The sequence below is a fragment of the Bdellovibrio sp. HCB209 genome (assembly GCF_047306065.1).
Classification (GTDB): Bacteria; Bdellovibrionota; Bdellovibrionia; order Bdellovibrionales; family Bdellovibrionaceae; genus Bdellovibrio.
Genome location: NZ_CP178618.1, coordinates 1,742,892 through 1,757,658, shown reverse-complemented (window position 1 = coordinate 1,757,658; position 14,767 = coordinate 1,742,892). Strand labels below are relative to the sequence as shown.

The following is a 14,767-nucleotide window of genomic DNA, read 5'->3' as shown; positions in this document are numbered from 1 at the left end:
TATGCGCGACAAAATCACAAAATGCCTTAGCACCGCTCTAGAAGTAAAACTTGATAACGTTAAATTTGAAGATATCACTGCTGAGAATTTTTCAGAGTGGGATTCATTAAAGCAGATCGAAATTGTTGTCTTGTTGGAAGAAGAATTTGACGTAAGATTTAGTGAAGAAGATGTTCCAAAAATCAAGTCGGCTACGGCGATAGAAAGCATCCTATCTTCTCATGGCTCATAATATCACTGCTCAACGAGGAAATGTTCGTTTGCGTCCGGTAACCATGGACGATGCCGAGTTCATTGTTGAACTTCGCACGGACTCACGAAACGCACGTTTTATACATGCGACCAGCGCCAACGTTGAAAATCAAAGAAACTGGATTAGTTCTTATCTAAAAAAAGAAGACGACTTCTATTTTATCGTTGAACACAAAGATCGCCCGATAGGTACCATTGGGATTTATGACGTGAATAAAGAAATCAAAGCTGCCGAATGGGGTCGCTGGATTATCAAAGAAGACTCGGTCGCAGCACCGATTTCGGCTTTGCTAGTTTTTGATATCGCATTTAACATTTTACACTTAGAACACCTTTACAGTCGTACAATGACACAAAATGAAAAAGTTGTCGCTTTTCACGACAAAGTTCTTGCCCCACGTATACAGCATCAAGACTTGAAGTTTTTAAATATCGAAAAAGAACACGAAATCTATGCGATCCACCATTCGACTCCGCAATCACTTCCTAAGACAATGCAAGTGTTAGAAAAGTTTGCGAAATTATCAGAGAGATTCCTATGAATGAAATGTCTTCGCTAGGGAAATTCCACCACATTGGATATGCGACCTCCACGATCGAAAAGGATCTCGAGTCCTATACGGCACTCGGCTTTACAAAAGATGGAGATTTCTTCACAGATCCGATTCAGAAAATTAAAGGTGTTTTTTTACGACTTGGAGACTATCGCCTGGAGCTTCTAGCACCTCTATCAGAGGACTCTCCAATTAACGGATTTATTAACAAGAAGATCAAAATGTATCATCATGGTTTTACGGTAAATAACTTTGATGAGGCCATGATTTTTCTGAAGAACCTGCGTGCAATCCTGCTCTCGCCACCGGCACCGTCAGTAGCTTTCAATGGAAAAAGGATCGCTTTTTTTATGTTGAAAAATAGAGACATCGTCGAAATCATAGAAACCTAGGTTTCTATGATTTCCTGATTTGCGGGTTCTTACTAGATCTTATTGTAAAAAGATTTTACTCCTGCAATTACAGCTGCCACCATCTCTGCACTCATCTGCGGCCCGATTGGCAAAGACAGCAATTGACTGGAATCATAACTCTCAGTTTCGATAAAAGACTCTTTATCGGCATAGGCCTCTTGCTTTGCTGGCGGAATCGGATAGTGAATCAGCGTTGTAATACCCTTTTGCTGAAGAAAACTTCTCAATTCTTCTCTTCTGTTTGTTTGCACAACAAACAGGTGCCATGAAGAATGAACATCTGCCGCTAGAACAGGAACCTTTACCTCCAATCCTTTAAATGACTCCGTATATTTTTTTGCAATATCTTCTCGTTTTTTGTTCCAAGCACTCAAATGAGCCAAACGAACTCGCAAAAATCCCGCTTGTAATTCATCCAATCTGAAATTGTGGCCCTGAACTTTATGTACGTACTTTTCTACAGAACCGTAATTTCTAAGAGCTAATACCTTTTCATAAATCACCGGATCATTAGTGGTAATTGAACCTGCATCACCGTAGGCACCTAGATTCTTCCCCGGATAAAAGCTGAAAGCCGCAGCATCGCCTAAATTACCTGCGTACTTGCCTTTGTAATTGGCTCCCTGAGCCTGAGCAGCATCTTCGATAACTACGAGCGAGTACTGCTTTGCTATTTTATTGATCTCATCCATATCGCAAGGAATTCCGTAAAGATGAACAGGCATTACCGCTTTTGTCTTTGGAGTAATAGCAGCAGAAATCTTCGCAGGATCAATATTAAATGAATCGGCCTTAGGGGCGACAGAGACAGGGATCGCTCCCACTGACGATACCGCCAGCCAAGTTGCGATAAACGTATTAGAAGGCACGATAACTTCATCGCCAGGCTGAATGCCATATGCCTTTAGCAACAAAACAAGGGCATCAAGACCATTTGATACACCTACGCAGTATTTCGCTCCACAATACTTTGCAAATTCTGATTCAAACCGAGAAAGCTCATCACCCATGATATAGTGACCTTTAGTCATTACTCTAAAGTAAACTTCATCAAGTTCTGATTTTAACTCTTTGTAGGTAGCACTTAAATCAAGAAATGGTACTTGCATATAATCTCACTCTATCTTGTCTTAATATATTTTAAAAAATCTTCGTAATTACGAATATAATCGCTCTCATCATAAAGCTGGTCGGCCAAAACCAAAAGCACGCAGTCTGGAGAGAAATCAAACATCTCGCGCCAAATATGTCCCTCAATAACAAGGCCTTTCTCAGGACCAGACAGATCGACAACAACCTTAGAACTTCCATCATCCAGCTGCATTTTGCATGACCCACTCACGGCCACCGCAATTTGCTTAAGATTTTTATGTGCATGGAACCCACGTCGCACGTCCGGAGACGTTCCAAAAATATAATAAACTCTCTTTATTTCAAAGGGAACATTCAGACCCGATTCGAGAGCAATTAAAGAGCCCCGGTGATCTCCACGCTTTACTAAATCGACGATAGTTGGTTGCACGTTTATTTCTTCCTATTATTAAAATCAGTTTTAAAAATCAAATTTCTTATCTTCAACGACCTTACGTAGAAGCCATTTACTTCCCGTCAAAGATAGATGATGAGAGTCTCGGTACAACAATCCCGCCTCATTCATCGCCATACAGCTTTTATCCGAACACATATATTCAGTGGGATTCACAATGACAACCTCAGGATACGAAGCTCTAATATCACTCAACATCTGATTATAGCGTGCAAGTCTCTGCTTCACTAAATCAGAGGGGATCGCGCAATTCTTATTAGCGAACTTAGGAACCCCTAAAAGCTCCTTCATGAAGACTCTCGCCTGACTTCCAGGGATACAATCCGCAGGAATAAAGTCTAACTCCGGAATATCAGCAAAAAGAAAAACTTGCTTACCTTGCGAGAGCGTTCTGTGAATCATCTGTTTTAGGCCAAGAACATATGCCGTGTATTTATTCTCGAGATCAGTATATCCATTAATCTTCATCTCAGCAGGACCTGTATGATTTAGAATATGATCTGCTGCAAAGTTCTTATCTTGGAAATGTCCGGAAAAATTAGAAATCACAACTCTTTTAATATCCGGATTGGTACCGATATAATGGGAAATTACTTCGTACTTTTCTCGACACTTCGGCTGATCACCTTCAACAGAAATACCTAGAACTGCAGGACAAGAGCTATTTCCTGCCAACATCACCCCATTTTTTGCAACACTATCCAAACCATAGAAATAGTGCTCTGCATGGCTATCTCCGATCAAAATAGTTTCCGCCCGGCCTTTCTTACGGCAATAATTAAGACCTGCCTCTTTTAGCTCCCCAGGACAGCTAAATTCTGCATACGTGATCGAAGGATTTAAATCTGCAAACATATGTGCGGTGCTCTTGTCCTCTTTTAAGAACGCAAAAGCGGCAACACCAGCTAAAACAAAAGCCCCCGTCTGAACTGCCAAAGCAGTCTTGCCATCTCGATATCGTCTTAGAGGTAACTCAATGAGCTTATAAGTTAAATAAGCCAAAACTACACTTAACAGACAAAGTACAAATCGATAACCTGGCCCGATTTCTTTACCGACGACAGTTCTTCCAAGAGCAAGCAAAGGCCAATGCCATAAATAAAGTGGATAGCTAATTAAACCCAAAACAACCAACGGAGAGGCCGAAAGGATAACGCGATTTACGTAAGATCGCTCCGCCATAATTATAAAGACACTTGCCAGTACCGGAACCAGAGCTATAACGCCGGGGAAAACACTGCCTTTACGGCATAGCATCAGACCAACACACAATCCGATAAGTCCCAAGCCTGAAAGCAAATTTGGAAATTTGAGCGCTTTATCGGAAAGACCTTTTAGCTTTGGAAACAAATGGATCCCCGCTAACAATCCCCCGATGCCCATCTCCCAGAATCTGAATGGTAATAGATAAAAGGCCGCCGACGAGTGAGAATGCGTGAATGCAGCACTCAAAATAAGCGACACGATCACTGTTCCCAACAATAAAAAATACTTTCGATATTTGAGAGACACTAATATAAGCAGAGGCCACACAAAATAGAATTGTTCCTCGACTCCCAACGACCAAAGATGGAGCAACGGCTTAAGATCCGAAGCGCTATCGAAGTATCCCGCTTCCTTCCAAAATAAGAAGTTAGATGCAAACAAACAGGCGGCAACGATCTGACCGCGCAAAGCCTCGATTTCCTGCGAACGCAATACGATCTTTCCCAGCACCAATACAAAGAATAAAACCACGACAAGAGCCGGAAAAATTCGGCGAATTCTTCTTTTATAGAATTCCAATACTGAGAAGCGATTTTCTTGAAACTCAGACAACAGGATATTGGTAATTAAGAAACCAGAAATAACAAAAAAAACATCTACACCAATGAAGCCACCGGGTAATAGTAACGGAAAGGCATGATAAACCAATACCGCCAAAATCGAGATGGCCCGTAGACCATCAATATCTGCCCGATACTTCTTAACCATTATCTATGGTCCTTTACGTGAGACGCATAGTCTTTGAATACAGCTTTTAAAGACTCATCCCAGCTTGGAAGAATAATGCCAAAGTCCTTTGCTATCTTGGAACTATCGAGCTGAGAATTCTTAGGACGTACCGCCGGGAGCGGATACTCCGCTGTTGAAATTGGAAGCACCGTCGAAACCAGCAAATCTGGCTGACAGTTTGACTGACGATAATTCTTGAAAATCTCCACTGCAAAATCATACCAAGAAGCCTTACCAGTCGGCGACAGGTGATAAACTCCTTGCAACTTTGATTGGACACTTTTGCGAGCCAATTGAGCTGTGGCCGTAGCGATATCTCGAGACCATGTCGGAGCCCCAACCTGATCACTAACAATTTTTAGTTCCGACCTTTGTTGTCCAAGACGCAGCATTGTTTTAAAGAAGTTTTGTCCGCTATTTCCATAAACCCAAGACACTCGGAGTATCGCCGACTCACCGCCGATTTGGGCAATGAACTCTTCTCCCTTTAGCTTGCTTCTGCCATAGGAGTTCAAGGGCGACGGAGTATCGGATTCATCGTATGGGCCGAATTTCCGACCATCAAAAACATAGTCGGTAGAATAGTGGATGAATTTTGCACTCATCTTTTTCGCCTCTTCGGCTATAACCCCAACAGCATTTCCATTGATCTGCATAGCGATAGCAGATTCTTCAAGATTTTCAGCCTTATCGACCGCTGTGTAAGCTGCCGCATTGATTATATAAGTAGGCTTATACTCTTTTATGCAATTAACTATGGATGTTTCATCCAGAAAACTAACCATCTTACTGTCGGGGGCATAAATCTGTCCCAGAGAAGAGCATGCTTGCACCAACTCCGAACCCACCTGACCAGTTTGACCGAATATCAGAATTTTCATGAATATGTCTCGGCCTCGTTAAACAGCACTCCGTTCTTATCTTTCAAAGAAAGCAATGGCTCAGCAGAAATGCCCCAATCAATATTTAAAGCTGGGTCATTCCACAAGATAGTGCGTTCAAATTCAGGAGAGTAATAATCTGTCGTTTTATATAGAAAATCTGTGGTATCAGACAGTACCAGGAAACCATGCGCAAATCCCGGAGGAATCCACAGCGACTTTTTATCATCAGCATCGAGAATCATTGAAAATGATTTTCCATATGTCGATGATGACTTTCTAAGATCAACGGCAACATCAAGAACCTTACCCGAGGTCACGCGAACTAGCTTACCTTGAGCATTTTTTATTTGGTAATGAAGACCACGAAGTACACCTTTTGAGGAGCGTGAGTGATTATCCTGCACAAACTGGTAGTTCGAACCCGTAAGCTCATTGAACTTTTTTTGATTAAAAGTTTCCATAAAGAAGCCGCGAGAATCACCAAACACGGAGGGTTCGACGATATAGCAATCCTTTAATGGAGTTTCGACAAGCTTCACGACTACAGCCCTTCCTCAGCAATTTGAAGTAAGTACTGACCGTAACGATTCTTTTTTAATGGCTCTGCCAATTTGACCAGTTGCTGTTTGGAAATATGTCCCATACGATAGGCCACTTCTTCAGGTGAGGCTACTTTAACGCCCTGGCGATGTTCAATTGTTTGAATAAACATACTCGCTTCCAACAAGCTCTCATGGGTTCCCGTATCTAACCAAGCAAATCCGCGTCCCATGGTATGAACGTTCAAATTGCCTTTCTCCAAATAAATACGATTGAGATCCGTGATTTCCAACTCGCCTCGTTTAGATGGCTTTAAGGACTTTGCATACTCCACAACTTTATTGTCGTAAAAGTAAAGTCCCGTCACTGCGAAATTCGAGCGCGGCTGAGCTGGTTTCTCTTCAATTGTTTTCGCTTTACCTTGAGCATCAAACTCGACGACTCCATAGCGTTCAGGATCTTGGACTTTGTAAGCAAAGACGCTGGCACCTTCTTTAAGGGCCGCAGCTTCTTTCAACATTTTACTAAACCCCTGACCATAGAAAATATTGTCACCCAAGACGAGAGCACACTCTGAACCCGCAATAAACTTTTCACCGATAACAAAAGCTTGAGCCAGTCCATCTGGAGATGGCTGTACGGCATAAGAAATACTTATTCCCCATTGAGACCCATCTCCGAGTAGCTGCTCAAAGCGTGGCGTGTCCATTGGCGTAGAAATCACCAGAATATCTTTAATCCCCGCGAGCATCAAAGTCGTCAAAGGATAATAAATCATTGGTTTATCGTATATCGGTAGAAGTTGCTTACTTACTACGGTCGTTGCAGGATACAAGCGAGTCCCCGAACCACCCGCCAAGATGATGCCTTTCATTAGCGACGTCCTCCATAATTTTTATCCAGCCATTCGCGATAATTGCCTGAAACAATATTTCCAACCCAAGTCTCGTTATCCAGGTACCACTTAATAGTCTTCGCCAAACCTGTTTCAAAGTTTTCAGCTGGTTTCCAGCCCAACTCTTTTTCGATCTTCGTTGCATCAATTGCATAACGCTTGTCATGCCCCGGACGATCTTTAACAAATACTTTTTGAGTTAAGTAACTTTTGCCATCAGCACGCGGGCGGAGCTTATCTAAAGTCGTACAAATAGTATCCACAACTTCGATATTCTTTTTCTCATTCCAACCACCGACGTTGTAAGTTTCCCCTAGGCGGCCTTTTTCCAGAGCTAACTCAATCGCATCGCAGTGATCGACAACATAAAGCCAATCACGAATGTTGGAGCCATCGCCATAAATAGGAAGATCCTTACCTTTTAAAGCATTGTGTATGACCAACGGAATTAGTTTTTCAGGAAATTGATATGGACCGTAGTTATTCGAGCAGTTTGTCGTTACAGTAGGAAGACCATAGGTATGATGATATGCACGTACCAAATGATCGCTAGACGCCTTCGATGCCGAATAAGGACTGTTTGGAGCATAAGGAGTCGTTTCACTAAATGGTGCATCGTTCAGCTCAAGGCTTCCGTAAACCTCATCCGTAGAAACGTGTAAGAATCTGAATGATTTTTTTTCCACATCAGGTAACTGTGACCAATAATCCTTAGTCACTTGCAGTAAGTTAAATGTTCCAACGATATTCGTTTGAATGAAATCACCCGGACCATGAATGGAACGATCGACATGGCTTTCCGCTGCAAAATTTAAAATCGCACGCGGCTTGTGCTCATTAACCAATTTTTCTAAACCCGCGAGATCCAAAAGATCCGTCTTTGCGAAAAGATAGTTCGGATTGTTTTCAACCGATTTTAAATTTTCCAGATTGCCAGCATAAGTCAGCTTATCAATATTCAAAACCGGTTCATTGTGCTTCTTAATCCAATTTAGGATAAAGTTAGAACCAATAAAACCAGCCCCGCCTGTCACAAAAATCATTGCAATACCCTCGATTTAGCAAAGTTCAAAATGTACCTTAGAACATTCGAATATCCAACGGTACGGAAAGCAACGCAAAGCATAATCTGCTCTATAAGGCGAAAAAGAAAATCACCCCGATAGCTGCTAAAATTGCCCAACTAATCTTATCTTTCATTACGTACAGAACGGGATCTGAACTGACCTCTCCTCGAAACGCCAAAATCCATGTACGACAGACCCAATATAAAAATAGCGGCAACATGATCCACAAAGTCAGTGAATTTCTATAAATCACTCGCACCTGCTCACTATCAAAATATAAAACCAGCACTAGCATCGAGATAAGTGAGCTTGCCACTCCCATACAAAGCACCGCAGGTAAATCAGATTTTAAGTACGCTCGTCCATGAATAAGAGCTTCGGGTGCCATTACTAACTCTGACGTCCTTTTCATAAAGGCCAACCCTAGGAAAAAGAAGGTTGAAAAACCCAGCAACCAAGGCGACACAGGAATGTCGGTCGCCGCATTCCCGGCCAAAATCCTCATTGAGTACATGGACGCCAACAAAACCACATCAAGAATTAAAAGGGACTTCCCTCCGAAGGAGTAAAAAACATTCAAAGCCATGTAGCAGAAAAGAATCACAAGAAGTGCCGGGCTTAATAGTGCTGCTAACACAAATGCACTCACGATCAACGCAATCGCAACGCTTGAACCCGTCAAAATAGAAAGATCACCCGAGGCAAGAGGTCTGTGTTTTTTTACCTGATGCAGTCGATCTGCAGACAGATCCATCATATCATTCAAGACATATATAGATGACGCCAAAAAGCTAAATGCAAAAAAAGTTCCGATTGAAGACAGCCATGCCTTTGAATCGAAAAAAGAATGGGAGGCCATGAGAGGTATAAAGATCAACGCATTCTTGGCCCATTGATGTATCCTCAGCTGTTTTTTAAGAAGTTTACCAATACCGCGTTTCGAACGTGGCAAGATAAATGATTGCTGCGACTGCATCTTATCAATAAGTGACTGCGAATCAGAAATCACAACTTTCCAATTCGCATGCTTCCAAATCTCGATGTCGCTGGTCGAATCACCAAAATAAAACCATTCTTTATCGGCGGCTTTTTTAACAATCAAATCCGCTTTATTTTTTCCTTTGAGATTAACATCGATTGATCCGTAGACCTCATCAAAAATAGGATGTCGTTCGCAAACCCTGCTGACAATTTCATTCAGGGACGCCGAAACCATGATTAGCTTATGACCTTTGCCTTTCAGATAAGACAAGACTTCCAACACATCATCATTCACTGGCAAATTGAATTGGAACTCCTCGATGCCTGAAAACACCTTTTTTTTAAAACTCAGACGCCCCTGTAAAAACCAAAATGGAATTAAAAACAAAGTTATGGGCTTCTGCTTCATCAATACTAATAATGCCTCCCACAGCACATCTGTCTTAATGAAGGTTTGATCTAGATCGACAAAAACCAATGCTTCTGCATCAATCTTGTTCTGATCATAAAAATGATTAAAATCTTTCATAGGCACTTATTTTCTAAAAAGAATTCTGGATAACAAAAAACCAAGACGCATACTACACAAACCTAATATCTTACTAACAAGATCCGGAAAATATCCGCCCGAAACTCCACTCTCACAACGAACTACAATTCTTTCTGACAACTGTTCGGGATCTAAATGAAGAGCACCGGATGTCTTTGAAGCACTTCCCATTTTCTGATGAAAGGGAGTTGCAATTGTGACGGGGCAAACTTCTATAATTTTCCATGAGTCGTTAAGTTCTCTTCTAAGAATTTCAGTGGAGATCGACAATGCCCCCTTTGCGGCAGAATAAGCCCCATTACGAGGCATAGGAATCAAAGCAGTCATCGAAGATATATTTACGATCATTCCTCCTGAAGGCCTTCCAGTGAGATAATCTTTCATTAACTTAAGAGGAGTTAGATAATTAACCTGGCTGATGCCATGGATATCTTCTTGAGATAACTCCATGAACGAGCCCGCCATAGAATAGCCTGCATTATTAACCAACAAGTCAACGCTTCCCCAGGGAATTTGCTCAGCCAAACGCTGAACCTGCAGGGGATCTCCGAGATCCGCCTTGAATATTTGCAATTCTTTTTGATTGGAATTCAGATCGGATCTACAAATACCTAGGACTCGGTATCCTTTTTTTAAAAAAGTATGCATCAGAGCTTTACCGAGGCCACTACCGACGCCCGTAATTAATACAGTTCTCATAACTGGTCTCCAGATAAATTCTTTAATTGATTAACAACTCTATCCGCATGAGCCATGACTGATAAAGCATACGTTGTCGCCGGAATCGTAGGGAAACAGGACGCGTCCATCAAAAAAACTTTCTTCAATCCCATAGGTCTACCCCATTGATCAGAGTATTCTCCATCCTGTTTTTTCGACATCGGGAAAGTCCCGCCAATGTGATAACTCCGAGCGGCTTTAACGGCCTTACTCATAAAGAAAAATAAAATACAACTAAACCCTAGATAGCGCTGTAGACGAAAAATGGCCGCGTACATCTTCCATATTTGCATCCCTTTTTCACGCTTAAAATGAATTGATCCGTCACTCACTGTCATCGACATCTCAGCAGAATATTCGGAATTCATAAAGCCTTGAAACAAGACAAATCTTTCTTGAAGAAATTTTTCAACGAAACTTCGCTGTAGAATCTTTGGAATAGTCTGCCAGATGGCCTGCTTGAAAATATGATTAAATCCGTAAGCTTGAAAATGTGTCCAATAGAGAGCGCTGTGGCTTTTTACTTCGAAAAACAAATCCGCCAAAGTAAATCTGCGTTGGTATTTCTCGTGCGTTCTTTTCTTGGATACCAAGCCCGGTAGAAAGAAATACTGCGCATCCAAAAGGCGCAAAGGTTTCCCCTGCAGTTTTGAGGATCTTGCAACAATAGCGGCTGACCCAATGGCTCCAGCAGCCAGAAAAAGCCTCTTAGCCATGAACGTCTCTTGCAAATTACTGTTGATATCTTGGCAAACTATCTCAACACAATCGGCATGCTCGACAAAAGACTTTACTATTATTCCACCTCTGTAGTGATCCCTTACTAACTCTGCCCCCCAGGAAGCTCCACCACTAAAGATGGAACCATATACACACCCTTCAAGGCAGGTTCCACACTCTCGGCATTTATGCTGACCTTCGAAAACGTCTACGGCCAAGCGAGCCCGCCCCCATAAGACGCCTGTATTCTTATGTTTGAGGGTGACAGCTTCTCTTAGATTTTTTGCAGCCAAACTCATTGATGGGCTTTTCCAACCATAGGGAGGTTGCAGAGGGAACTCAGTCTGCAACTGATCATTGTTTCCAGTGATATGAAGATACTTTACAACCCTATTATAAGCGTCCTGCATTTCTTCATAATTAATAGGCCAATCGCGCAAATCATCCTTATTGAAGGGTAAAACTGCAGCACCCCAAATATTGGAAAATCCACCACGAGCATAGCTGACACAAGCTTCCGAGTTTTCATTAAAAATTTTCAGAGAATTTTCAGGCTGGGTATATATGTAGCCAGAACCAAAGACATTCCTATTCTCGACACCTGATTTCGAAGTTTTGGCCGTAGGAAAAATGTCGGCAATATCCTTATTGCTCCAGTTCAGCGGATTCTGATTCGACATCCGATCGACTATCTGCTGACGATCGGAAGACAAAGTTAGTCCACCATCCAAAATCAAAAAAGACTGCCCTTGACCTAGCAGCGCATTCACTGTCGCATATGCTGCTGGTCCGGACCCTACGATTATGTTTTGGTAGATCTGCTTACTCATTTCTTAGCACATGAATACAAAGCGTAATACTCTGTTTCACGCTCTTTATGATAAGTGGAATTGAATACCTCTATAAAACTTTGCGAAAATAGCGGCTTGTCATCGTAATAACTAATAATGCTCCATGGTTCACCACCCTTTGGAAATACGAAGTATGGTGTCATGCAGCTCTTGATGTGTTCTAGAGTCGTCGAAGGAATATCCATCGCACTTGCGTGCATGTCCATTAATCCAGTGCCATCAAAAAGGAAACCGCGGCTATTGGCAATTGCACTTAATTTAAAGAAAGTGGACTCGTAGCTCTTAATATCAGCAAGCCCCATTTCGAGAGGACCAGCGACATTTGCCAGAATACCTTCAAAGTCATGGAGTTCCGCATACCTCATAGGAGTTTGCTTAAACAACTCTAAAACTCTTTTTTGACGGTTGAATGCGTTTAGTGACATCGTTAAAAGAAACGCCGCCCAAACATAACTCAAACGCGTCTTGTCCGTCGATGACATTGCCCAATAAGTTTGAATAGCAAAAAACAAAATCATCGGTAAAAATGGCATAAAGTGATGACTGCCGGACCCAGGCTTACTTGCCGCTAACCCCACAATAATCCCAGCCCCAATCAGAGAAATGAAAGTCCACTTGTACTTTCGCTGAAAACCCAACACTGCCAAGAGTAAAATAAAGCATCCGATGAAGGTGATATTTTTAACAAAAGCCAACATATCAACACCGTGCTTGGAAGCCATCTGCAACCATTGTAGATAATGTGCTCCCCCCACATTATTCAATGCAAACGGGAGTACAAGCCCCAGTAGAGACAGGATGGCTGCCGAAATGAAATACAGCCAATTAATTTTCTTTTTTGAGTCTTCAAGAAAGTAAACCACTACAGGTAAAAAATAGAGCACACCATGAAGCTTGCAATTTGCAGCAAGCCCTGCAAGCAAGCCTACCCCCAGATATGTCGCAAGATCGCCGATTCTGTTATTTAGGATAACCAGAGCAAGCGCCAAAAAAGTATAGGTAACCAGATATGAATCCGGTCTATTCCAATAACTGATATTGTAATATCCAAGAAGTACCGCACTTAAAGCCCCAAGCCCCAAGATACGTGATAAGCGAGGAATATTTCCCAAACTGAAATAAAATCCTATAAGCAATACTAATAGATTTAATATCCCGGGTAGTTTACCGAGAAAATATATGGCCTCGCCCATTTTCAAAAAAACAGCATTTACCAAATAAGGCCACGGCCCATAGAGCAACGAATATCTGGAGACTGAATCTAGCGAAGTGTAAATTGGATGCCCCTGAAGCCAGTAACTCGCCACCGCAACAATATTCACTTCTGCATGATCAAAAAATAACGGAGTAAAGAGATATCCAATTCCTGTGAGCAAAATCCAAACGATTGATGACCACATCGAAATCTTAATAAGGGAAAAAAAGAACGCGCGACACCCTTGAAAGCGTCTTAGCCAAATCCCGACGAGCATCATCAAAACAAAATTAATCAAAAGCGAGGAGATGGGCATTATCTAATTCCTACCAAAATCTGAAGTCGATCCACGTAACCATTAAAAATCATTGAAATACAATCGTTTTTCCAAAGCCCGAAATGTACCTTAGAACATTCCAATATCCAATGGAATGCAATGCAGAACGAATCTTTCTATCCTTGCCCCTTGCCTCTGTGCGACCCAATATAAATACAATAACGCCTCCAAGGACAACACTTTGCAGCAATTACCCATAACGATCTTCTTTGATGTCAGCACTCTTAATCCAGAGAAAATAACTGGTGTAGGTGTGTACATGCTGCAACTCTTGGAGAGGTTGAACAAAAATCCCGAGTTAAAAGTTATTCCTGTTTTAAAATTATCCCGTTTCAAAAAGCGCGGAAAACTTGAGCAATTCATAAAGTCAAAGATTAAACTTCTTTGGCCGTGGACAGGTTTTAACGAAAAAAATGCCCTCTATCATGGTCCCGACTTTAAGCTCTCCATGAATGCATTTCTCCCACGAGTCATAACAGTCCATGACATGGTCGTCTTTGAGCGCTCGTATAATAGCCTCCAGTTTTATGAGATGGGTATTCGATCATTAACCAAAGCTCTTCAATCCAAATTAGACGCTGTCATTGTCAATTCTGAATTCACTCGATCAGAAGTTTTAAAACACTTTCCTGAGCTAAAACAAAAAACTCACCTTACTTACCTAGGATGTGACAGAGCCTATCCTCCGCAAGTTACACCGGTGATCTCTAAAGAAGAAAAGTATGTGCTGTTCTTAGGTACATTAGAAAAAAGAAAAAATCCGATTACAGTTTTGCACGCCTTTAAATTACTTTGTGATCAAGGTCACAAGCTGAATCTAATCCTAGCTGGAACTTGGGGTTTCGGAGCGGATGAAATCAAAAAAGAATTAGCGCATTTTCCTTATCCCGACAAAGTGATCCATTTAAACTATGTTCCCAACAACCAAGTAGTGAATCTATTTAAAAATGCCACTGCTTTTGTTTTTCCTAGTCTCTATGAAGGATTCGGCATTCCTGTCCTTGAAGCCATGACGCTCGGATGCCCTGTTATTACGTCTAATGAAGGTGTCTTAAAGGAAATCACTGGCGATGCAGCCTTGCACGCCTCGCCGACGAATCCAAAAGAAATAGCCACGGCGGTAACCACACTTTTCAATTCCGAAGAAATGCGACAGTCACTCATTGCAAAGGGGCGCACTCAGGCTGCTCAGTTCACCTGGGATAAATGCGCTGCCGAAACCGTGAAGATCTACAAATCTCTCGTGAATAAAACAAAGAAGGACTAA

15 protein-coding genes are annotated in these 14,767 nt (G+C 41.8%); 4 read left to right on the top strand and 11 right to left on the bottom strand.

What is annotated here, in order from left to right; translation table 11 throughout:
• Nucleotide 1: 1 nt before the first annotated feature.
• From ACLVWP_RS08570 to ACLVWP_RS08560, 3 genes are read left to right on the top strand one after another with little or no spacing between them, the layout of a single operon-like run.
• Nucleotides 2–232, top strand: a complete 231-nt coding sequence (locus ACLVWP_RS08570; RefSeq protein ID WP_413561337.1) for an acyl carrier protein — start codon at nt 2–4, stop codon at nt 230–232.
• Complete coding sequence (locus ACLVWP_RS08565) at nt 222–794, top strand: GNAT family N-acetyltransferase (RefSeq protein WP_413561335.1); 573 nt, start codon at nt 222–224, stop codon at nt 792–794. Before ACLVWP_RS08570 ends, ACLVWP_RS08565 begins: the two co-directional genes overlap by 11 nt.
• Entirely contained in the window at nt 791–1,198 is a 408-nt protein-coding gene (locus ACLVWP_RS08560) for a VOC family protein (RefSeq protein ID WP_413561333.1), read from the top strand. Before ACLVWP_RS08565 ends, ACLVWP_RS08560 begins: the two co-directional genes overlap by 4 nt.
• Before the next feature lie 32 nt (nt 1,199–1,230).
• Here ACLVWP_RS08560 and ACLVWP_RS08555 read toward each other — a convergent pair whose 3' ends face one another.
• The 11 genes from ACLVWP_RS08555 to ACLVWP_RS08505 form a co-directional block, all read right to left on the bottom strand.
• Nucleotides 1,231–2,328 (bottom strand): DegT/DnrJ/EryC1/StrS family aminotransferase, encoded by a 1,098-nt coding sequence (locus ACLVWP_RS08555; RefSeq protein ID WP_413561332.1) that lies wholly within the window; start codon nt 2,326–2,328, stop codon nt 1,231–1,233.
• 11 nt (nt 2,329–2,339) lie between these two features.
• The gene (locus tag ACLVWP_RS08550) at nt 2,340–2,741 is read right to left on the bottom strand and encodes a sugar 3,4-ketoisomerase (RefSeq protein WP_413561331.1); all 402 of its coding nucleotides are present in this window, start codon (nt 2,739–2,741) and stop codon (nt 2,340–2,342) included.
• Between the two features lie 30 nt (nt 2,742–2,771).
• Entirely contained in the window at nt 2,772–4,739 is a 1,968-nt protein-coding gene (locus ACLVWP_RS08545; RefSeq protein ID WP_413561330.1) for an acyltransferase family protein, read from the bottom strand.
• Complete coding sequence (gene rfbD / locus ACLVWP_RS08540; protein WP_413561329.1) at nt 4,739–5,641, bottom strand: dTDP-4-dehydrorhamnose reductase; 903 nt, start codon at nt 5,639–5,641, stop codon at nt 4,739–4,741. The genes ACLVWP_RS08545 and rfbD overlap by 1 nt, the downstream gene beginning before the upstream one ends.
• Nucleotides 5,638–6,183, bottom strand: coding sequence for a dTDP-4-dehydrorhamnose 3,5-epimerase (rfbC, locus tag ACLVWP_RS08535; RefSeq protein WP_413561328.1), 546 nt, complete (start codon nt 6,181–6,183; stop codon nt 5,638–5,640). Before rfbC ends, rfbD begins: the two co-directional genes overlap by 4 nt.
• A gap of 2 nt (nt 6,184–6,185) precedes the next feature.
• Entirely contained in the window at nt 6,186–7,058 is an 873-nt protein-coding gene (gene rfbA, locus ACLVWP_RS08530) for a glucose-1-phosphate thymidylyltransferase RfbA (RefSeq protein WP_413561326.1), read from the bottom strand.
• The gene (gene rfbB / locus ACLVWP_RS08525; protein ID WP_413561325.1) at nt 7,058–8,122 is read right to left on the bottom strand and encodes a dTDP-glucose 4,6-dehydratase; all 1,065 of its coding nucleotides are present in this window, start codon (nt 8,120–8,122) and stop codon (nt 7,058–7,060) included. The genes rfbA and rfbB overlap by 1 nt, the downstream gene beginning before the upstream one ends.
• 91 nt (nt 8,123–8,213) lie before the next feature.
• Nucleotides 8,214–9,656 carry a UbiA family prenyltransferase gene (locus tag ACLVWP_RS08520; RefSeq protein WP_413561324.1) on the bottom strand — a complete coding sequence of 481 codons (1,443 nt, stop codon included), beginning with the start codon at nt 9,654–9,656 and terminating at the stop codon, nt 8,214–8,216.
• Between the two features lie 6 nt (nt 9,657–9,662).
• The gene (locus ACLVWP_RS08515) at nt 9,663–10,376 is read right to left on the bottom strand and encodes an SDR family NAD(P)-dependent oxidoreductase (RefSeq protein WP_413561322.1); all 714 of its coding nucleotides are present in this window, start codon (nt 10,374–10,376) and stop codon (nt 9,663–9,665) included.
• Nucleotides 10,373–11,947, bottom strand: coding sequence for a GMC oxidoreductase (locus ACLVWP_RS08510; protein ID WP_413561321.1), 1,575 nt, complete (start codon nt 11,945–11,947; stop codon nt 10,373–10,375). The genes ACLVWP_RS08515 and ACLVWP_RS08510 overlap by 4 nt, the downstream gene beginning before the upstream one ends.
• Nucleotides 11,944–13,368 carry a hypothetical protein gene (locus ACLVWP_RS08505; RefSeq protein ID WP_413561320.1) on the bottom strand — a complete coding sequence of 475 codons (1,425 nt, stop codon included), beginning with the start codon at nt 13,366–13,368 and terminating at the stop codon, nt 11,944–11,946. The genes ACLVWP_RS08510 and ACLVWP_RS08505 overlap by 4 nt, the downstream gene beginning before the upstream one ends.
• A gap of 226 nt (nt 13,369–13,594) precedes the next feature.
• On the opposite strand from ACLVWP_RS08505, the gene ACLVWP_RS08500 reads away from it, so the two are divergent.
• Nucleotides 13,595–14,767, top strand: a complete 1,173-nt coding sequence (locus ACLVWP_RS08500) for a glycosyltransferase family 4 protein (protein WP_413561318.1) — start codon at nt 13,595–13,597, stop codon at nt 14,765–14,767.

Coding starts and splice junctions, on each gene's coding strand:
- ACLVWP_RS08555 (WP_413561332.1), bottom strand. CDS start 2,328: ATGCAAGTACCATTTCTTGATTTAAGTGCTACCTACAAAGAGTTAAAA.
- rfbA (WP_413561326.1), bottom strand. CDS start 7,058: ATGAAAGGCATCATCTTGGCGGGTGGTTCGGGGACTCGCTTGTATCCT.
- ACLVWP_RS08545 (WP_413561330.1), bottom strand. CDS start 4,739: ATGGTTAAGAAGTATCGGGCAGATATTGATGGTCTACGGGCCATCTCG.
- ACLVWP_RS08515 (WP_413561322.1), bottom strand. CDS start 10,376: ATGAGAACTGTATTAATTACGGGCGTCGGTAGTGGCCTCGGTAAAGCT.
- ACLVWP_RS08510 (WP_413561321.1), bottom strand. CDS start 11,947: ATGAGTAAGCAGATCTACCAAAACATAATCGTAGGGTCCGGACCAGCA.
- ACLVWP_RS08565 (WP_413561335.1), top strand. CDS start 222: ATGGCTCATAATATCACTGCTCAACGAGGAAATGTTCGTTTGCGTCCG.
- rfbD (WP_413561329.1), bottom strand. CDS start 5,641: ATGAAAATTCTGATATTCGGTCAAACTGGTCAGGTGGGTTCGGAGTTG.
- ACLVWP_RS08500 (WP_413561318.1), top strand. CDS start 13,595: ATGCAATGCAGAACGAATCTTTCTATCCTTGCCCCTTGCCTCTGTGCG.
- ACLVWP_RS08505 (WP_413561320.1), bottom strand. CDS start 13,368: ATGTGGTCATCAATCGTTTGGATTTTGCTCACAGGAATTGGATATCTC.
- ACLVWP_RS08520 (WP_413561324.1), bottom strand. CDS start 9,656: ATGAAAGATTTTAATCATTTTTATGATCAGAACAAGATTGATGCAGAA.
- rfbB (WP_413561325.1), bottom strand. CDS start 8,122: ATGATTTTTGTGACAGGCGGGGCTGGTTTTATTGGTTCTAACTTTATC.
- ACLVWP_RS08560 (WP_413561333.1), top strand. CDS start 791: ATGAATGAAATGTCTTCGCTAGGGAAATTCCACCACATTGGATATGCG.
- ACLVWP_RS08570 (WP_413561337.1), top strand. CDS start 2: ATGCGCGACAAAATCACAAAATGCCTTAGCACCGCTCTAGAAGTAAAA.